Origin of the sequence: Thermus thermophilus, assembly GCF_019974155.1 — a bacterium.
Classification (GTDB): domain Bacteria; phylum Deinococcota; class Deinococci; order Deinococcales; family Thermaceae; genus Thermus; species Thermus thermophilus_C.
Map to the genome: position 1 here is coordinate 1,738,338 of NZ_AP025158.1, position 18,483 is coordinate 1,756,820.

At 68.3% G+C, this 18,483-nt stretch carries 16 protein-coding genes and 2 pseudogenes; 11 read left to right on the forward strand and 7 right to left on the reverse strand.

What is annotated here, in order from left to right; all coding sequences use genetic code 11:
- Window positions 1–7: 7 nt before the first annotated feature.
- Both ispH and dusA read left to right on the forward strand, forming a co-directional pair.
- Window positions 8–1,021: a 4-hydroxy-3-methylbut-2-enyl diphosphate reductase gene (ispH, locus tag TthTMY_RS09370; protein ID WP_096411070.1), complete on the forward strand. Its 1,014-nt coding sequence runs from the start codon at window positions 8–10 to the stop codon at window positions 1,019–1,021.
- Window positions 1,014–2,042, forward strand: a complete 1,029-nt coding sequence (gene dusA, locus TthTMY_RS09375) for a tRNA dihydrouridine(20/20a) synthase DusA (protein ID WP_223903210.1) — start codon at window positions 1,014–1,016, stop codon at window positions 2,040–2,042. The genes ispH and dusA overlap by 8 nt, the downstream gene beginning before the upstream one ends.
- Here dusA and TthTMY_RS09380 read toward each other — a convergent pair.
- From TthTMY_RS09380 to glgC, 6 genes and pseudogenes are all read right to left on the reverse strand, one after another.
- A complete protein-coding gene (locus TthTMY_RS09380; RefSeq protein WP_223903211.1) occupies window positions 1,938–2,570 on the reverse strand; it encodes a tetratricopeptide repeat protein in 633 nt (210 codons plus the stop codon). The two genes, dusA and TthTMY_RS09380, sit on opposite strands and share 105 nt — an antisense overlap.
- Before the next feature lies 1 nt (window position 2,571).
- The gene (locus TthTMY_RS09385; protein ID WP_096411071.1) at window positions 2,572–3,894 is read right to left on the reverse strand and encodes a glycogen synthase family protein; all 1,323 of its coding nucleotides are present in this window, start codon (window positions 3,892–3,894) and stop codon (window positions 2,572–2,574) included.
- Window position 3,895: 1 nt separating this feature from the next.
- The gene (locus TthTMY_RS09390) at window positions 3,896–4,267 is read right to left on the reverse strand and encodes a gamma-glutamylcyclotransferase family protein (RefSeq protein ID WP_096411072.1); all 372 of its coding nucleotides are present in this window, start codon (window positions 4,265–4,267) and stop codon (window positions 3,896–3,898) included.
- A gap of 119 nt (window positions 4,268–4,386) precedes the next feature.
- A pseudogene (locus TthTMY_RS09395) lies at window positions 4,387–5,062 on the reverse strand (response regulator transcription factor).
- Window positions 5,063–5,079: 17 nt separating this feature from the next.
- On the reverse strand, window positions 5,080–5,766 hold the full coding sequence (locus tag TthTMY_RS09400; RefSeq protein ID WP_096411073.1) for a SagB/ThcOx family dehydrogenase: 687 nt from the start codon (window positions 5,764–5,766) through the stop codon (window positions 5,080–5,082).
- Between the two features lie 2 nt (window positions 5,767–5,768).
- Entirely contained in the window at window positions 5,769–7,013 is a 1,245-nt protein-coding gene (gene glgC, locus TthTMY_RS09405) for a glucose-1-phosphate adenylyltransferase (protein ID WP_096411074.1), read from the reverse strand.
- Between the two features lie 65 nt (window positions 7,014–7,078).
- Between glgC and TthTMY_RS09410 the strand changes: the two genes are divergently transcribed.
- The 3 genes and pseudogenes from TthTMY_RS09410 to TthTMY_RS09420 all read left to right on the forward strand — a co-directional run.
- The gene (locus TthTMY_RS09410) at window positions 7,079–9,166 is read left to right on the forward strand and encodes an AAA family ATPase (protein WP_096413003.1); all 2,088 of its coding nucleotides are present in this window, start codon (window positions 7,079–7,081) and stop codon (window positions 9,164–9,166) included.
- A 10-nt stretch (window positions 9,167–9,176) separates the two neighbouring features.
- Window positions 9,177–9,533 carry a hypothetical protein gene (locus TthTMY_RS09415; RefSeq protein WP_011174324.1) on the forward strand — a complete coding sequence of 119 codons (357 nt, stop codon included), beginning with the start codon at window positions 9,177–9,179 and terminating at the stop codon, window positions 9,531–9,533.
- 27 nt (window positions 9,534–9,560) lie between these two features.
- Window positions 9,561–10,283: pseudogene (locus TthTMY_RS09420) on the forward strand (GGDEF domain-containing protein); the annotation flags it as partial.
- 85 nt (window positions 10,284–10,368) lie between these two features.
- On the opposite strand, the gene TthTMY_RS09425 reads toward TthTMY_RS09420, so the two are convergent.
- Window positions 10,369–12,684 (reverse strand): penicillin acylase family protein, encoded by a 2,316-nt coding sequence (locus TthTMY_RS09425; protein WP_223903212.1) that lies wholly within the window; start codon window positions 12,682–12,684, stop codon window positions 10,369–10,371.
- Window positions 12,685–12,712: 28 nt separating this feature from the next.
- Between TthTMY_RS09425 and TthTMY_RS09430 the strand changes: the two genes are divergently transcribed.
- From TthTMY_RS09430 to TthTMY_RS09455, 6 genes are all read left to right on the forward strand, one after another.
- Complete coding sequence (locus TthTMY_RS09430; RefSeq protein WP_096411078.1) at window positions 12,713–13,198, forward strand: AbrB family transcriptional regulator; 486 nt, start codon at window positions 12,713–12,715, stop codon at window positions 13,196–13,198.
- Window positions 13,199–13,207: 9 nt separating this feature from the next.
- Window positions 13,208–13,417, forward strand: coding sequence for a CDGSH iron-sulfur domain-containing protein (locus tag TthTMY_RS09435; protein ID WP_096411079.1), 210 nt, complete (start codon window positions 13,208–13,210; stop codon window positions 13,415–13,417).
- A gap of 43 nt (window positions 13,418–13,460) precedes the next feature.
- The gene (locus tag TthTMY_RS09440; protein ID WP_172844638.1) at window positions 13,461–14,420 is read left to right on the forward strand and encodes an aldo/keto reductase family protein; all 960 of its coding nucleotides are present in this window, start codon (window positions 13,461–13,463) and stop codon (window positions 14,418–14,420) included.
- A 74-nt stretch (window positions 14,421–14,494) separates the two neighbouring features.
- Complete coding sequence (locus TthTMY_RS09445; RefSeq protein WP_229365156.1) at window positions 14,495–15,541, forward strand: MFS transporter; 1,047 nt, start codon at window positions 14,495–14,497, stop codon at window positions 15,539–15,541.
- Window positions 15,542–15,652: 111 nt separating this feature from the next.
- Window positions 15,653–17,131 carry a hypothetical protein gene (locus TthTMY_RS09450; RefSeq protein WP_096411081.1) on the forward strand — a complete coding sequence of 493 codons (1,479 nt, stop codon included), beginning with the start codon at window positions 15,653–15,655 and terminating at the stop codon, window positions 17,129–17,131.
- Window positions 17,132–17,490: 359 nt separating this feature from the next.
- The gene (locus TthTMY_RS09455; protein ID WP_096411082.1) at window positions 17,491–18,441 is read left to right on the forward strand and encodes a hypothetical protein; all 951 of its coding nucleotides are present in this window, start codon (window positions 17,491–17,493) and stop codon (window positions 18,439–18,441) included.
- Window positions 18,442–18,483 lie beyond the last annotated feature (42 nt).

Genomic DNA, 18,483 nt, shown 5'->3' on the forward strand with positions numbered 1-18,483 from the left:
TGGGGGGATGACGGGGCTTCGGCGGGTCTACCTGGCCCGGCCCCGGGGCTTCTGCGCCGGGGTGGTGATGGCCATTGAGGCGGTGGAGCGGTGGGCAGAGGCCCTGAAGGAAAAGGGAGAGCTCGTGGTCTATCACGAGATCGTCCACAACCGGGTGGTGGTGGAGCGCCTCAAGGCCAAGGGGGTCCACTTCGTGGAGGACCTGACCGAGGTGGAAAGGCTTAGGCGGGAAAGGCGCCTCGCGGACACCGTGGTCTTCTCGGCCCACGGCCACCCCCCTGCGGTCCGCCGCCAGGCGGCGGAAATGGGCCTCACCGTCCTGGACGCCACCTGCCCCCTGGTGACCAAGGTGCACACCGAGGCGAAACGCTACGCCAAGGAGGGGTACTGGATCCTCCTCATCGGGGACTCCGCCGACCACCAGGAGATCAAGGGCACCTACGGGGAGGCCCCGGAGAGGACCATCCTGGTGGCGGTGCACACCCACGTGGGCAAGGACCCCCGCCTGGCCGACCCCCACACCGTGGAGGTGCCGGACCCCGAGCGGGTGGTGGTCCTCACCCAGACCACCTTGAGCGTGGACGACACCCTGGCCACCATAGAGATCCTCAAAAGGCGCTTCCCCAAGCTGGTGGTCCCCTCCCGCAAGGACCTCTGCTACGCCACCCAGAACCGCCAGGAGGCGGTGAAGCGGATCGCCCCCAAGGTGGACGCCTTTTTGGTCCTCACGAGCCCCCACTCCTCCAACGGGATGCGCCTTTTGGAGCTGGCCCAGAGCCTGGTGGGCCGGGCCTACCGGCTGGAGCGCCCGGAGGAGCTTAGGCCCGAGTGGCTGGAGGGGGTGGAAAGCCTGGGGATCACCTCCGCCGCCAGCACCCCCGAGGACCTGGTGCAAGGAGTGGTGGCCCGCCTCAAGGCCCTAAGCCCGGGGCTGGAAGTGGTGGAAGAAGGGGAGTGGGAGGCCATCAGCTTCCGCGAGCCCAAGCCCCTCTCTCCCGAGGAGGTCCTGAAGGGTGCTTGACCTGAGGCTTTCCGTGGCCCCCATGGTGGACCGCACCGACCGGCACTTCCGCTTCCTGGTGCGGCAGGTGAGCCTGGGGGTGAGGCTCTACACGGAGATGACCGTGGACCAGGCGGTGCTGAGGGGAAACCGGGAGCGCCTCCTCGCCTTCCGCCCCGAGGAGCACCCCATCGCCCTCCAGCTTGCGGGCAGGGACCCCAAGCGCCTAGCCGAGGCGGCGAGGATCGGCGAGGCCTTCGGCTACGACGAGATCAACCTCAACCTAGGCTGCCCCTCGGAGAAGGCCCAGGAAGGGGGGTATGGGGCCTGCCTCCTCTTGGACCTCGTGCGGGTGCAAGAGATCCTAAAGGCCATGGGGGAGGCCGTCCGCGTCCCCGTGACGGTGAAGCTGCGCCTGGGCCTCGAGGGGAGGGAGACCTACGAAAGCCTTGCCCAGGCCGTGGAGGCCATGGCGGAGGCGGGGGTCAAGGTCTTCATCGTCCACGCAAGGAGCGCCCTCCTCGCCCTCTCCCCGAAAGCGAACCGCGAGATCCCCCCCTTGCGCCACGACTGGGTCCACCGGCTCAAAGGGGACTTTCCCCAGCTCACCTTCGTCACCAACGGGGGGATAAGGAGCCTGGAGGAGGCCCTCTCCCACCTGGAGAAGGTAGACGGGGTGATGTTGGGGCGGGCGGTCTACGAGGACCCCTTCGTCCTGGAGGAGGCGGACCGGAGGGTCTTTGGCCTCCCCCGCCGTCCAAGCCGCCTCGAGGTGGCCCGGAGGATGCGGGCCTACCTGGAAGAGGAGGCCCTAAAGGGCACGCCCCCTTGGGCGGTCTTGAGGCACATGCTCAACCTCTTCCGGGGAAGGCCCAAGGGGAGGCTTTGGCGAAGACTCCTCAGCGAGGGCCGCTCCCTCCAGGCCCTGGACCGGGCCCTACGGCTTATGGAGGAAGAGGTAGGCGAGGAGGGCGAGGAGGAAAAACCAGGCCCAAAGGGGCAGGCGGAAAGGGCGCCTGGGCCTGCCCGTGAGGGGGTCTAAGGAGGGGGGCGGGGCCATCTTCAGGCGGGTCGCCCGCTTCATGTGGGCCACCATCTTGTCCAGGTCCCCCTTACGCTTGTAGAGGGCGGCCAGGTTCTCGTGGAGGAGGGGGTCCTCGGGGGCGAGCTTGAGGGCCTCTTGGTAGAGGGCCAAGGCCTCCTCCAGCCTCCCCCCCTCCAGGTGGAGGGTCCCCAGGTTGGCGAGGGCCCGGTGGTGCGCGGGGTCCAAGGCGAGGGCCCTTTTGAAGTGCGCCTCCGCCTCCTCCCGCCGCCCCTCCCGCACCGCCTTCACCCCCAGGACCACCTCCTTCTCCGCGGCGAAGAGGGGGTCGTCCAGGGCCTCGGGGTCCTCCTCCAGAAGGGCAAGCCCCCGAAGAAGGCGCTCCCTCTCCCCCTCGGGAAAGCCCTCGGCGTAGGCCCGCGCCCCGGCGTAGTCCTTGCGACGGAGGAGCCTGAGGAAGTGGAGGAGGGCTTGGGCCTTGGGATCCCCGGAAAAGGCCTCCGCCTCGAGGTCCTTCACGCCCTCCATCCTAGCCCAGGGCCTCCCGGTACACCTCCCGGTAGGCCCGCGCCGGGCCCTCCCAGGAGAAGTCCTTTTCCATGCCCCTTAGGCCCATCTCCTCCGCCCCCAGGCGGAAGAGGCGGAGCACGCCGTAAAGGAGGCCCTCGGGGTGGTAGGTCTCAAAAAGGACCCCCGTCCTCCCGTCCTCCACGGTGTCCTTGAGCCCGCCCACGGCCCGGGCCACGGGAGGGGTGCCGTAGCGGCTTGCGATCATCTGCACCAAGCCGCAGGGCTCAAAGCGGCTCGGGACCAAGACCGCCTCCGCCCCGGCGTAGGCCAGGCGGGCCATGGCCTCATCGTAGGCGGGGAGGAAGCGGACCCCTTCGGGATTTTCCTCCTCCGCCCGAAGGAACGCCCCCTGAAGCCCCTCGTCCCCCACGCCTTGGACGTAGAGGCGAAAGCCCATCTCCAGGAGGCGGGGAAGGGCCTTTAGGAGGAGGTCCAGGCCCTTCTGGGGGTCCAGGCGGCCTATATAGGCGAGAACGGGAGGCCTAAGCCCCGTCCTCTCCCGGAAGACCTCCTTGGCCCGGGCCTTCCCCGAGGGGTCCTCTCGGGTGTAGGGGGCGGGGAGGTAGGGGTCTTTACCGGGGTCAAAGACCTCCGTGTCCAGGCCGTTCAGGATGCCCCTGAGCTTCCCGGCGTGCCTCCTCAAGACCCCGTCCAGGCCCAGGCCGAACCCGGGGGTCTGGATCTCCTCGGCGTAAGAGGGGCTCACCGTGGTGACCCGGCGGGCGAAGACGATCCCCCCCTTCATCAGGTTCACCCGGCCGTAGAACTCCAGGGCCTCCATGTGGAAGAGGCTCCAGGGAAGCCCGGTCCAGGAAAAGAAGAGCCCCGGGTCCACGAGGCCCTGGTGGGCCAGGTTGTGGATGGTGTAGACCGTGGGGGCGTAGAGGGCGAGGAGGGCCGCGGTCCAGTCGTGGGCGTGAACCAGGTCGTAGCCCCTCGCCACCTCTTTGGCCGCCAAGGCGAAGCGGAGGTAGCGCTCGGCGTCGTCGGGGTAGCCGTAGATCCGCTCCCGCCCAAACCCCTCCACCCCGAGGAGGAGAAACCGCACCCCCCCCTCCACCCGCTCCCCCAAAGGGGCCCTCTCCTCCCGCCCGAAGAAGGGAAAGGCCACCTCCCCCACCCGCCTGGCCTCCAGCCCCCCGTGCCAGGGGAGGAGGACATGGGCCTCCACCCCCAAAGGCTTCAGGGCCTTGGGGAGGGCCCCCACCACGTCGGCAAGCCCCCCCACCTTGGCCAGGGGGTAGGCCTCGGGGGCCACGTGGAGCACGCGCATAACGCCCATGCTACCCCTTCCAGACCCCCTGGGGAAGGGGCAGGGCCCCCTCGAGGCTTCCCAGGTAGAGGTAGGCCCAGGCCTCCAGGGGGCCTTCCTCCGTCTCCACCCGCACCCTCACCCGCCTGTACTCCTCCCCCTCCTCCTCCAGGGCGTCCAGAAGGGGTAAGGCCTCGGGCCGGAGGAAGAGCACCTCCCCAAAGACCCGCCCCTCCCCCGGCACCAGGCCCGGGTAGGCGTAGGGGCGGTGGGGGCCCTGGGGCAGGTGGTAGAGGCGAAAGCCCTCCACGAAGCCGGGAAGGACCCGGTGGAGGTAGGGGCGCACCAAAGGGTGGTTCCGCTCCCCCCGCTTCAGGGTCCCGTAGACGAAGACGGCCTCCATCCAAGCGCCCCGCCAAGGCGGGGTCCTCATACCCTCTCTCCCCGTCTCCTTCCCTCGGCTAACCCGAGAAAACCCTTTGCCGGGGCCCCCATGCCGGCGCGAGCCGGCATGGGGTGGCCTCAATCCCCGAGGAAGCGGTACCCCAACCCCACCACCGTCTCAATGAAGCGGGGGGCCTCGGGGTCGTCCTTGAGCTTCTTGCGGAGGAGGCGCACGTAGGCGTCCACCACCCGCTCCGAGCCCTCAAACTCCGGGCCCCAGACCCGCTCCACAAGCTCTTCCCGGGTGAAGACCCGCCCCGGGGCCTGGGCGAAGACCAAAAGGAGGCTCATCTCCGTGGGGGAAAGCCGGAGGGGCTCCCCTTCCAGGTAGGCCTTCCGCCCCTCCAGGTCCACCTCCAAGGGCCCGAAGCGCCTCCGTCCCTCCTTCCCCGCCCGGCGCAGGAGGGCCTTGATGCGGGCGAGGAGCTCCCTTAAGGAAAAGGGCTTTCCCAGGTAGTCGTCCGCCCCCTCCAGAAGCCCCTCCACCCGGCTCTCCTCGTCGGCGCGCCCCGTGAGGAGGAGGACGGGAAGAAGGGGGTCCAGCCCGCGGAGCTCCTTCAGGACCTCCAAGCCCTCCACGTCCGGCAGGCCCCGGTCCAGCACCACCAGATCGGGCTTCTCCCCCCCCCCACACCCGGTCCAGGGCCTCCCTGCCCGAGCGGACCCAGTCTACCCCTAGCCCTTCTTTCTCTAAAAAGCGCCTCACCAGCTCGCCCACCTGGGGGTCGTCCTCCACCAAGAGGATCTTTCCCATAATTCTTCCCCGAATACTCACCGCCCCAAAACCACCACGATCCCAGGATACTCCCCCTCGGGAAGGCCCAGAAGCCGGGCCACCCCCTCGTCGTGGAAGGTCTCCGCCGGGTAGGCGGCCAACCCCTGGCCCACGGCGGCGAGGAGGACGAGGCCTGCGGCGTAGCCCGCCTCCAGGAGGGCGTAGCGGTACCCCCTGAGGCCGAAGAGGGCCTCGCTCCGCTCAGGCAGGAGGGTGAGGACGAGGAGGGCGGCCGCCCGGTCCAGGGCCACCCCCATCAAGGCCTCGGCCCAGGCGGCCTCCTCCACCTTGCTGGCGATCTGGAAGAGCTGGTGCTCCCGGGGGAAGTAGTGGTAGACCCCGGGGAAGACCCCCTCCACCCGGCGCACCACCAGGTAGGCCTCGAGGGGGTAGGCCTCCCCCGCCGAGGGGAAGCCCCGCCGCCCCTCCCGCTCCGCCAGGGGGTAGAGGACCTGGGAGAGGTCCTTGAGGGTGAGGGAGGCCCCCACCTCGGGGAGGAGGGGCCTGAGGTGGGCCATGGCCCGGAAGAGGGGGGGTCCCCCGTCCTGGCGGAAGGGGGGCAGGGCCTGGGTCTCCAGGGGGTTGGCGTAGACCTTGGCCTTGGGCCTCCGCTTGAGGGGTAGGGCGTCCCCGGGGGCCAAGCGGCTTAGGCGGTAAAAGAGCTTACCGGGATGCTTCTCCATGGCTAAAAGCGGTAGCCCTTGGGCACCACCACCACGCCCTCGGGGGTGACGGTGAACCCCCGGGCCCGGTCCAGCTCCAGGTCGTAGCCGATCTCCGTGTGGGGAGGGATCTTCACGTTCTTGTCAATGATGGCGTTCCGGATGCGGCAGTAGCGCCCCACCTCCACGTCGTCAAAGAGGACGGAGCGCTCCACGAGGCTATAGGAGTTCACCCGCACCCTCCGGAAGAGGACGGACTCCCGCACCGTCCCCCCGCTCACGATGACCCCGCCCGCGAGGAGGCTATTTAAGGCCCGCCCCACCCGCTCCCCGGTCTCGTGGACGAACTTGGCCGGGGGGCTGAAGAGGTTGGCGGTGCGGAGGGGCCACTCCGGGTTGAAGAGGTCAAACTCGGGGACCACCTTCACCAGGTCCATGCTGGCCTCGTAATACGCGTCCAGGGTCCCCACGTCCCGCCAGTAGAGGTTGGGGCCCTCCTGGCCGGGGATGGGGTTGCGGTGGAAGTCGTAGGCGTAGACCCTATACCCCTCCCTAAGGGCCCGGGGGATGACGTCCTTGCCGAAGTCGTGGGCGCTGGTCTCGTCCCTGGCGTCCGCCTCCAGAAGCTCAAAGAGGGCCTCGGTGCGGAAGATGTAGTTGCCCATGGAGGCGAGGGCCACGCCGGGGCGGCCGGGAATGGGCTTGGGCTCCTCTGGCTTCTCCTGGAACTCGGTGATGCGCCACTCCTCGTCCACCTGCAACACGCCGAAGCGGGTGGCCTCGGCCACGGGGACGGGGTAGGCGGCGATGGTGATGTCGGCCCGGGTGTCGTAGTGGTACTCCACCATGTGGCGGATGTTCATCTTGAAGATGTGGTCCCCGCCGAAGACGGCTACCGCCTTGGGGGCGTGGTTGTGCACCAGGTGGAGGTTCTGGTAGATGGCGTCCGCCGTGCCCCGGTACCAGACGGGTCCGAGCTCCTCGTAGCGGTACATCTGGGCGGGCACGAGGAGGATGAAGTGGTCCTCCAAAAAGGCCCCGAAGCGCCAGTAGCGCTGGATGTGCTCCGTGAGGGACTGGGCTTTGTACTGGGTGAGGACGTAGATGGCGTAGATGCCGGAGTTCACGAAGTTGTTGAGGACAAAGTCAATGATGCGGTACTTGGCCCCGAAGGGCACCGCGGGCTTGGCCCGCTTGGCCGTGAGGGGGTAGAGGCGGCTCCCCTGGCCTCCGGCAAGAATCATTCCCAGCACTTCCACCTTGACCATCTTTCTCCCCCCTTTACGGCCAGTCTACCCGAAGCCCCCAAGGCGGGACCGGTATAGTGTTCCCCATGCGGGTCGCCTCCGTGCGCTGGTTCACCCCGCCCACCCGTCCCCGGCCCGCCCCCCTCTTCTTCGGACAGGAGCGGGCGCTAAGGGCCCTCGAGGCCGCCTTCCTCCACCGGGGGCACGGCTACCTGGTGGGGCCGAGCGGCCTCGGCAAACGCACCCGGCTCCTCGCCTTCCTCGCGGGCCGGGCCTTCCCCAAGGAAGAGCTCGTCTACCTTCCCCTGGGGGAGGAAGCCTTCCCCCTCCTCCTCCCCGAGGGGGAGGGCAGGGCCTTGGTGGAAGGGGTGGAGGCCCTCTTCGCCGAGTTCACCCCCGGCCTTTTCCGGGAAAAGGGCTTTCTCTACGCGAAGAACCTGGTGGAGTCCCGCTACGAGAGGGAGGCGGAGGCCCTGCTCCAGGCCCTCGCCCAAGAGGCCAAGGCCCACGGCTTCGCCCTCGCAGAGGAGGAAGGGGGGTTCACCCTCACGGGCCAAGGCCCCCTCCCCCCGGAGCTTTCCGCCAAGCTGGAGGAGACCGTTTTGGCCTACGTGGAGGTGCGGCAGCGGGCCCAGGCCGAGGTGGCGGCCCTGCGCCGCAGCTTCGCCGAGCGCCTCCTCCAGCCCCGGGTGGAAGGCCTGAAGGCGCGCTTCCCCGAGGCCGCCCGGTACCTGGACTGGCTTTTGGAGTCCTTTCTCCGGGCCGCGGCCCTGGAGGAGGAGGTGGAGGGCGAGGCCCTCCTCCCCCGCCTCCTCGTGGAAGGGGGGACGCGGGTGGTCTACGAGCCGAACCCCACCCCGGAAAGGCTTTTCGGCCACCTGGAGTACGAGGTCCGGGAGGGGGTCCTCACCACCCACCTGGGCCTCCTCCGGCCCGGGGCCCTGATGCGGGCCACGGGGGGGGTTTTGGTCCTCGAGGCCCACCGGGTGCTGGAGCTCGGGAGCTACCCCCTCCTCAAGCGGAGCCTGGCCACGGGGGAAATAGAGCCCCTCGCCCCCAGGCCCGAGGTGCGGGGCCCCAGGCTCCAACCCGCCCCCCTCAAGGCCCAGGTCTTCCTGGTGGGCCCCCCGGAGGTCATCGCCCTTCTGGAGGAGGACGAGGAGTTTTTGGAGCTCTTCCCCTTCCGGGTGGAGTTCCACCCCGAGATGCCCTACACCGAGGCGCACGTGGCCCACCTGGGAGGCTTCCTGGAGGCCCAGGGGGTGCGCCTCCTCCCGGAGGGGCTCGCCGCCCTCGCCGACGAGGCCCGGCGCATGGCCGGACACCGGGAAAGGCTGGACGCCCGCATCTACCGCCTCCTGGACCTGGCCCGGGAGGCCGCCCGCTACCAGGACCCCGTGGGCCGGGAAGGGGTGGAGCGGGCCCTAAAGGCCCGGGAGGACCGCTTCGCCCTGGAACAGGAGCTCTTCCTCAAGGACGTGGAGGAAGGGGTGGTGGCCCTGGAGGTGACGGGGGAGCGGGTGGGGGAGGTGAACGGCCTCGTGGTCCTCGAGGGCCCCTTCCCCACGGGCCGCCCCGTGCGCATCACCGCCCAGGCGGGGCCCGGCCGGGAGGGGATCCTCTCCATTGACCGGGAGGTGGGCCTCGGGGGGCAGGTCTTCCACAAGGCCGTCCTCACCCTGGCGGGATACCTCCGGGGCACCTACGCCCAGCTCGGGGCCCTCTCGGCCACGGTGAGCCTGGTCTTTGAGCAAAGCTACGGGAGCCTCGAGGGGGACTCGGCGGGCCTCGCCGAGCTTCTGGCGGTGCTTTCGGCCCTCTCCGGCCTCCCCCTAAGGCAGGACCTGGCGGTGACCGGGGCCGTGGACCAGACGGGAAGGGTCCTCGCCGTGGGCCGGGTGGCGGAGAAGGTGGAGGGCTTTTTCCGCGTCTGCCAGACCCTGGGCCTCACCGGCACCCAGGGGGTGGTCCTCCCCAAGGCCAACCTCCCCCACCTCACCCTGCGGGAGGAGGTGGTGGAGGCGGTGGAAAAGGGGCGCTTCCACCTCTTCGCCGTGGAGGAGGTGGACGAGGCGGTGGAACTCCTCTTCGGGCGCAGGGCCTACTGGGTGCACGAGAAGGTGCGGGAGGCCCTGGAGCACTTCCAGAAGCTGGAGAACGGGGAGGAGAAGTAAACTTGGGGTGATGGCCAAGAAAAATACCCCCTCTAAACGGCAGCTGGAACTCCGCCTAAGCGGCCAGCTCTTTGAGATCCCACCTCTATGGGACGTTCTCCTCATCGGCCGCCATGCCCCCATCGGCCCCGAAGCGGCGCGGCGCATGGCGGAAAGCCTGGCCCCCGGGCAGTTCACCCTCCTCAGGGTGGAGAAGGGCCCGGTGGAAGCCCTCCTCGTGCGAAAAAACCTCCTGCAAGCCCTGGAGCCCAAGGCCCTGGAGGAGGTGCTCCTGGAAGAGCTGGCCCCCCTCCTTTCCGAAGAACAAGTGGTGCGGGCCCAGGTGGAAGTGGTGCTTCACACGGGGAGGGTTATCAGGTTAGACTAGCTGCAAATGCTCCGGGTAGCGGAGGCCATGGTCCCGGATCCCTTTCGGGTCGGCCCCTGGACGAGCGTGCGGGAAGCCGCCCGTCTTATGGCCCATCGGCGGGTAGGCAGCCTCGTGGTGGTGGAAGACGGCCAGGTCCTGGGGGTGGTGACCAGCCGCGACCTCCGTGGGGCCCACCCCAACCGCCTGGTGGTGGACGTGCTTAAAGGTCCCCCGGTGGCCATCTCCCCGGAAGCGAGCCTCCTGGAGGCCAAGCGCCTGATGGAGGCCAAGGGCCTGGAGCGGCTTTTGGTCATGCAGGACGGAGAGCTTCTCGGGATCCTCACCCAAGGGACCCTGGCCTTCGCCCTGGGCCAGCACTTTGACCCCCTCACCGGCCTCCCCCGGGCCGACCTGTTGCGCTACCACCTGGAAAGCCTCCTGGCCCAGGGGAAGGACCCCACCCTCCTCTTCGTGGACCTGGACGACTTTGGCCGCCTCAACAAGGAAAACGGCCACCCCTTTGGAGACCGGGTTCTAAAGACCTTGGGCCAGCGGCTGAAGGGCTTTGCCCAAGACCTGGGCGGGGAGGTCTACCGCTACGGGGGGGATGAGTTCGCCTTGGTCTTTCCCCACCCCAGACAGGCGCTCCTTCCCGCCCTTCCCAGCCTCCTTAGCCCCCTGGAGGTGGAGGGGAAAAGGGTGGGCTTCTCCGTGGGCGTGGCCGGAGGGAGGCGACGGCAAGGACGGGTGCCGGCCAATCCCTCGGCCACGGCCGACGACCTTCTAAAGCTCGCCAGCCTGGCCTCTACCCACGCCAAGCGCCAAGGCTCAGGCTGGGCCCCGGCGGAGGCCCTTAAGGCGGAGGAAGGGACTCCAGAAGGAGTGTCCTCCCCAAAGGAGCCCCAAAGCGCATGGGGAGGTAATCCCCGCGCCGCCAAAAGGAGAGGAGGTCGGCGTAGTGGGGGGAAAGGAAGTGGCCCGACTGGCCCATGGGGTGAATGAAGAGGGAGTTTTCCATATCCGAAAGGTCCACGATCTGGCGGTAGCTCGGCCCATGGCCCATGGCGAGGGTATCGGGGTCAAAGGGCCCCACGTTCACCGTGTACCGGTCGCCGCCGAAGGCCACCTCCCGGTCGGAGAGGCGCTTTAGGGGGGTGTGGGTGAGGACGGCGTGGGGAAAGCGCGCCCGGTGGGCCTCCCCCCAAGTCCTGGCCCCCAGGGCCTCCTTTCGGTCCAGGGCCCGTTCCAGGGCGAGAGCGGCGTAGTCCAGGCAGGTCTCCTTGTAGTCCGTCTCCGGCTGGTCGCAGTTCTTGTCCCCCTCCTTTAGGGCCCTAAGGAGGTAGCGGGGCTCGTCCCAGTAAGCCTCCCCCACCTCCCTTTGGGGAAGCCGGGTGAGCTCGGTGTACCAGAGGGCGAAGACCAGGGCCTCCTCGGAGGAGGCCGCCATGGTCCCGTCCCAGGCGAGGAGCCGATCCCGCCAGGCCTGGGCCCTCTCGGAAAGGGGGGTAAGGAGCTCCAAGGTGGGGCGGAAGTCCCGGTAGAGGAGGCTCTTCTGGTCCTGCTGGATGGCCTTCATGTCCTCCAGGGAAAGCTTCTCCTTGGCGAGGAGGAGCTCTTCTATGCGCTCCGCCCGGTAGGGCTCGGCCCAGTCGTAGGTGAGGGCGTAGGGGAAGCCCTCGGGGGTCACCTTGTGGTTCGCGGTGACGAGGTAACCCTTAGGGGGGTTAAAGGCCTGGGGCCACTCCTCGGGCCTCCGGTAGCCCAGCCAGTCCCACTCCCCGTTCCCCGGCACCGGCACCATCCCCGTGTGCCCCTCCTTGCGGACGGGGAACTTCCCCGGGGCGATGTAGCCGATGTTGCCCTCCACGTCGGCGTAGACGAAGTTCTGGCTTGGAGCGGAGTAGACCTCCAGGGCCTTTTTAAACTCCTCCCAGTTCCCCGCCCGGTTCACCCCCAGGAAGGCCATGAGGATGTGGTCTTCCGGGTCCAAGCTCACCCAGCGGAGGGCCATGGGGGTCTTTGGGGGGTCTTGCAAGGCGTCGGTGATGACGGGCCCGTAGACCGTCTCCCGCACCTTGAGGACCTCTTCCTTCCCCCCCTTGACCCGGATCACCTCTTCCCGCACCCCGTAGGGCAGGACCCCGCCCCGGTAGCGGTAGCCCCTTCCTTCCACCTCCTCCAGGAGGTAGAGGTCCTGCACGTCCGCCCCCACGTTCGTCACCCCCCAGGCGATGCGCTCATTCCGCCCGATGACGACGCCGGGCACCCCAGGAAGGGTTGCCCCCATGGCCTTAAGACCTGGGGCCTCGAGGGCCATGAGGAACCAGAGGCTCGGGGCCTGGAGGGCGAGGTGGGGGTCGTTGGCAAGGAAAGGCTTGCCCGTTTCGGTGCGGCTTCCCGCCACCACCCAGTTGTTGCTGGCCTCCATCTGGCGGGGCGGGGCCATCCAGAGGAGGGCGCTTGGGGCCTCTTCCCGCTTGAGGGGAAGCTTAAGGTCCTCGGCGGAAAGGATGGTGGGGGCGTCCTCGGGGTAGGGGGGCATGAGCTCAAGGAGCCGCTCCGGGCTTATCCCCCGGGCGAGAAGGCGGTGGCGCTTTAGCTCCTCCTCCCAGTTCCCCGAGAGGTCGTAGCTCATCATCTTGGCCCAGACCAGGACGTCGGGACCCGTCCAGGGCTCGGGGCGGAAGCCGAGGAGCCTGAACTCGGGCGGCAGGGGGGCCCCAGAGGCCAAGAAGGCGTTTACCCCGGCAGCGTAGGCGTCCACCGCCTCCTTCTCCTCGGGGTAGAGCCTCCCGTAGGCCGCCTGGGCCGCCCGGTAGAAGCCCCAGGTGCGGAGGAACCGGTCCTGGGGAAGCGTGGCCTCCCCCAGGATCTCGCTCAAGCGCCCCTGGCCCACCCGGCGCTGGAACTCCATCTGCCAAAGCCGCTCCTGGGCGTGGACGAAGCCCTGGGCGAAGAAGAGGTCCTTGAGCGTGGCCGCCCGGATGCGCACCACCCCCTTGCCGTCCCGGACCACCTCCACCGGGGCGGAAAGCCCCTCCAGGGCGATGCGGCCCTCCCCTTGGGGCAGGGAGGAGCGCAGGTAGACGTAGCCCGAGAAGCCGAGGAGAAGGGCGAGGAAGAGGAAGAAGCCCAAAAGCCAGGCGAGCCCTCGCAAGAAACGCTTCATGGTTGGAAAAGAGCATACCATACCTCCCATGGACCTCCTGCGCGCTTCCCTAAGCGGGGTTTTCCTCGGACTCCTCTTCCACCGCCTGGGCCTTCCAGGCGGGGCCGTGGTGGGGGCCATGCTGGGCACGGGCCTCGCCCAGCTCCTCGCCTCCCCCGCCCCCACCCCAGCCCCCACCCCAAGGGGCCTGGACCTGGCCGTGCAGCTCGCCGCCGGGGTTTTGGTGGGGCTTTCCTTCCGGAAGGAGCTCCTCTCCCCCAAGCTCCTCCCCTACGCCCTCCTCGCCGCCCTCGCCTTCCTCGCCCTCGCCCTCCTCCTCGCCTTCCTCCTCGCCAAGCCCTTGGGCCAACCCCCCAAAGCCCTCCTCTTCGCCCTGGCTCCCGGGGGGATCACGGGCATGGGGCCCCTGAGCCAGGCCGAGGGGGGAAGCCCCGCCCTAGTGGGGGTCTTCCACACGGTGCGCGTCCTCGCCCTCTTCCTCCTCGTCCCCCTCCTCGCCCGGCTTCTCAGGTAGAGTGGGGGCATGCGGCTGGAGTTTCTGGAAAACGGCCCCATACGGGTGGAGGGGAAGCGCTTCGCGGTGCGCGTGGGGGAGAAGGAGGAGGTCCTGGAGCGCCCCCGGGTCTTCCTCTGCCGCTGCGGGGCCTCGGGGAACAAGCCCTTCTGCGACGGCACCCACAAGCGGATCGGCTTCCAGGCCCCGGGCGGGGTCTTGGAGGTGGAAGGCGACTGACCCGCTGGTCAATCCCGGCCAAAAGGGGTAGACTGCGGGGGCCATGGGTGAGATGCGCTACCGCAAACTGGGCAAGTGGGGCCTGAAGGTCTCGGAGATCTCCTTGGGGGCCTGGGTCACCTTCGGGGACGTGGTGAAAGACAAGGAGACCGTCCGGGAGATCGTCAAGATCGCCTACGAAGGGGGCGTGAACTTCTTTGACAACGCCGACGTCTACGCCAAGGGCCTCGCCGAGGAGATCATGGGGGAGGTCCTCAAGGAGTTCCCCCGGCACACCCTGGTCCTCTCCACCAAGGCCTACTGGCCCATGTCCGAGGACCCGAACGACCGGGGCCTAAGCCGCAAGCACCTTTTGGAGAGCATCACGAAAAGCCTCAAGCGGCTCAAGACCGACTACGTGGACATTTTCTTCGCCCACCGCTTTGACCCCGAGGTCCCCATGGAAGAGATCGTCTACGCCATGCACACCATCGTGGAGAAGGGGTACGCCCTCTACTGGGGCACCTCGGAGTGGCCCGCCGCAAGGATCGCCGAGGCCGTGACCTTCGCCAAGGAAAACGGCCTCCACCCGCCCGTGGTGGAGCAGCCCCAGTACTCCATGCTCTACCGGGAAAGGGTGGAAGGGGAGATCCTCCCGGAGGCGGAGCGCTTCGGGATGGGCCTGGTGGTCTGGAGCCCGCTCGCCATGGGCATGCTCACGGGGCGGTACGACCAGGGCATCCCCGAGGAAAGCCGCTTCGCCCGCTACCCCCAGTTCGCCGAGCGCTTCCTCACCGAGGAAAACCGGCAGAAGGTCCTCAAGCTCAAGGAGGTGGCGGACGAACTCGGCCTCACCCGCACCCAGCTCGCCCTGGCCTGGGTGCTGAGGCTTCCCGGGATCTCTAGCGCCATCACCGGGGCGACCCGCCCAGAGCAGATCCGGGAGAGCCTGGGGGCCGCCGGGGTGGACCTGCCCCAGGAGGCCCTGGAGAAGATAGAGGCCATCCTAAGGGGCGAGGCCTAAGGCGCAGGGGCCAGGCCACCACCCTCTCCCTGCTCAGCCTCTTCCACTGCCTTCCCCTCATCCTCCTCTCCCCCCTGGCGGGGGCCTTGGTGGACCGTTACCCCCGGATGTGGGCCATGCTGGCGGCCGACCTCGGCGGGGGGGTGGCCACCGGCTTCCTCCTTTTGCTCTACCTCCTGGGGCGCCTCGAGGTCTTCCACCTCTACCTGGTCTCCGCCCTCACGGGGGCCCTCTCCAGCCTCCACTGGCCCGCCCTCTCCGCCATGCTGGAGAAGAAGGGCTACGCCCGGGCGAGCGGCATGATGAGCCTGGCGGAGTCCCTGGCCGGGGTGGGGGCCCCCGTCCTGGCGGCTGCCCTTCTCAAGCCCTTGGGCCTCGGGGGCGTCTTCGCCCTGGACCTCCTGGGGGCGGGCGCCGCGGTCCTCACCCTCCTCCTGGTGCCCATCCCGGGCCTTCCGCCCCGGACCGGCCCCAGGACCTCCCTCAGGGAAGAAGCCCTCTGCGGTTTCCGCTTCATCCTGGAAAGGCCGCTCCTTCTCGGCCTTCAGCTCATGTTTTTCGGCATCAACTTTCTCAGCACCCTGGCCGTCACCGTCCTGCCCGCCATGGTGCTGGCCAAGACGGGGATGTCGGAGGCGGCCCTGGCCCTGGTGCGCTCCGTCGCAGGGCTCGGCGGGGTGGTGGGGCGGCTTCTCCTTTCGGTGTGGGGCGGCCCCAAGAAGCGAGTCCACGGAGTCTTCCTGGGCATGGCCTTCTCCAGCCTGGCCTTGGCCTTGATGGGGGTGGCCGAAGGCCCAGGGGCCTGGGCAACCCTGGCCTTCCTAGAAAGCCTCTTTATCCCGATCATCAACGGGTCCAACCAGGCCATCTGGCAGGCCAAGGTGCCGCTTTCCGTCCAGGGGAAGGTCTTCGCCGCGAGGCGCATGATCGCCTGGTATCAACCCCTTGGGGATGGCCTTGGCTGGCCCCCTGGCGGACGGGGTCTTCGCTCCCCGGTACGGGCAGGGGGAAGGCATCACCCTCATGCTCCTCCTCTTCGGGAGCCTGGGGGTGCTTTGGGGGCTTTCCGGCTACCTCTTTCCCGGGGCGCGGGAGGTGGAGCGCCTCCTTCCCGACGCTAAGGAAAGCCAGGCAGCCGCGCCGTGATCGGACCCGGACGCAAGGCCAAGGGGCGTCCCTCCAATGTAGCTTCCTTCCCTCCCAAGGAAAGAGGGGGCCTGTAGGCTTCCCCTATGGGCGAGCCCCTCCCCGCCACGGCCCTCCGCCTCCTGGAGGAGGGGCGGGACCGGGAAGCCCTGGCCTTTCTCCTTCCTCCCCAGGAGGGCCCTTTGGAGGCGGAACGCCTCGCCCTTCTCGGCTTCGTGGAGGCGAGGTGGGGAAACCTTCAGGCCTACCGCGCCCTGGCCCTGGAGGCCGCCCAAAGGGCCCAGACCCCCCTCACCCTCTACCACCTGGGCCTGGCCCTCCCCCCAAAGGCGGGGGCCTTGGCCCTGGAGGAGGCCCTCCACCGCTTCAGGGGGAACGCCAAGGGGGAGGCCCGGCTCCACCTGGCCTTAGCCATCGCCCTGGAGCGCCTGGGCCGGCCCGAGACCCTGGCCCACGCTGCCCTCGCCCGCCTCAAGGACCCCTCCCCCTGGACCATCCTCCACCACCTGCGCCTGGAGCTCTTCTTCGGCGCCAAGCCCCTCCCGGAGGTCCTGGAGGAGGCGGAGCCCTTCCTGCCCCACCCCTTCCCGGGAGTGCGGATGCTGGCGGGGCACACCCTGGCCCTTACTCACCTCCTCCGGGGAAGCCCAAAGCGGGCCAAAAACCTCCTCCGGGGCCTCCTCTCCCTCCTGGAGCCGCAAAGCCTCGCGAGCTTCCTCGTCCTCGGGGCCCTGGCCCTGGACCCCCCAGAGGTCCGGCTCCTCCTAGAAGGGGCCCTGGCCTTCCTCCTTCGGGAGGGCTGGCCCTGGGGGTTTTACCTCCTGGCCCGGGGGCTTGGGGAGGGGGATGAGGCCCACCTCCTCGCCGCCCACGGCCTCCTGCGGGAGGACGGGGCGCTCTACGCCCTCCTCTCCGAGGCCCGCCTGAAGGCCCTCGGGATGGAGGTAGAGGCCCCCCTGGCCCCGGAGCTTGCCCCCGCTCTCCGCCCGGAGGCCCGGGTCCTCCTTTTGGGAGAGGCCGGAACCCCCCTCCTTCGCTTCCTTGGGGGAGGCCCCCTCCCCTCCCTGGGCCCCAGGGGCACGGAGGCCCTGGCCCTCCTCCTCGCCCACAAGGAGGGCCTCTCCGGAGAGGCCCTGGGGGAGGCGCTTTACGGGGAGCCCAACCTGGGGGCCCTGAAGGCCCTCCTCCACCGCCTGCGGGAGAAGGGCTTCCGCATCTCCTGTTCCCCTTACCGCTTGGAAAACCCTCCCCCCTCGGACCTCGGAGCCTTCCTTAAGGCCCTCTCCCGGGGGGACCTGGAGGGGGCCCTGGCCCTCTACCAAGGCCCCCTCCTTCCCTGGAGCCAGGCCCCGGGGGTGGAGGAACTCCGCCTGGAGCTGGAGGAGGCCCTGAGGCAGGCGGTGCTGGCCCAAGGGGACACGGAAAGCCTCTTCCTCCTGGCCGAGCGCCTAGGGGAGGACCTGGAGGTCTGGGAGGCCCTCCTGGAGAGGCTACCCCCCGAGGACCCCCGCCTCCCCATCGCCCGGGCCCGGGTGGCGAGGCTCCGCCGGGAGTACGGGGTGTGATACCACCCCATGCTGGCTCGCGCCAGCATGGGGGCCCCGGCAAAAAGTCCCTAAGGAGCTTCCCTGGGCCAGTCGGGCGAAGGAAACCGGAAGAAAGGGTACGAGGCCGGGGGGACGCAGTTGGGGTCCCAGCAGGCCAAAGCGGGCCCGGAAGGCCGGGCCAGGAGGAGAAGCCAGGCCAAGAGCAAAAGCCAAAAGACCTTGCCCCTCATGCCCCCAGGGTGCCACGGGAAGGGTTACGCGGGGGGCCTGAGGTTACGCAAGGTTACGCGGGAGGCCAGCTATGGAACCCCTTCCACGTAACCTCGCGTAACCTCCCCCCTGCTACCTTGGGGCTAACCCGGAAGGGGGTGAAGGAGATGCTCAAGGAAGTGCAGGAGGTCAAGGTCGGCGGCCGGACGCGGCGGGTTCACGTGAGGCCCTTCGCCTGGAACCTGCACGCGCCCACCCACATGGAGTGGACCCCGGACGGCAGGCTCCTGGTGGTGGAGCGCACCACGGGCAAGGTGAAGGACGTCACCAAGGGCGGGGACATGGAGGAGGCCAAGCCCTTTGCCTGGGGGCTCCAGGGGCCCTCCAGCATGTGCCCACTGCCGGACGGTAGATTCTTGATCACAGAGTTCTGGGGTGGGCGGATCAGAGACATTACACAAGGTGGAGATGCGCGCAAATCTGATGTTGTAGCTGAAGGACTGCAGGCACCATACAGCCTCGTTTACGACGAAAGGCGCCGAAAGCTTTCTGTAACAGCTTCGGCAGGGCGCTCCAGAGCCGACATCCTCATAGATCTAGAAACGGGACAGAAAGAACCCCTGGTTAAGGATATACCCCTCTTCCCACCTCCCGGCTTCGAAGATGTTTCGTCTCCCCCTAACGATCATAAAAGGGGTATAACTGTCTTCGCTGGCTGTAACGACTGGAAAAAGGTTAACCGTGTTCCTGAACTCCCCTATGGCTCACTTTTGACTGTCGCTGAGTACCTCTTAGGTGTACCTGATGCTGGAGGCCCCTTTTCCTTCGCGGACCTCCTAGAACATCACTGCTTGGCTTCGGGGCTTCACTTTACTGGAGGAATGATAGACGACCCTCTAAATCCTGAGATAACCTACATCACACAGCCGTTGCGGGGCTCGGTCATCGCTGTAAACGTTAGGGACCAGGGTGACTACCGACATCAGCCTCCTGTCGTTTCCGGATTGCCGATGGTTTCCTGTGTCAGGATTTCGCAAAATGGTGAAAAAATGTTCGCTTGTTCTATCTCTGGCGGGGTGGTCTGGGTAATAGAGGGGTTTTCTTCACTTGAGGCATAAAGAGTCTGTTTTGGCCGAGGCCCTGAGCGACCTCGGGGCCTC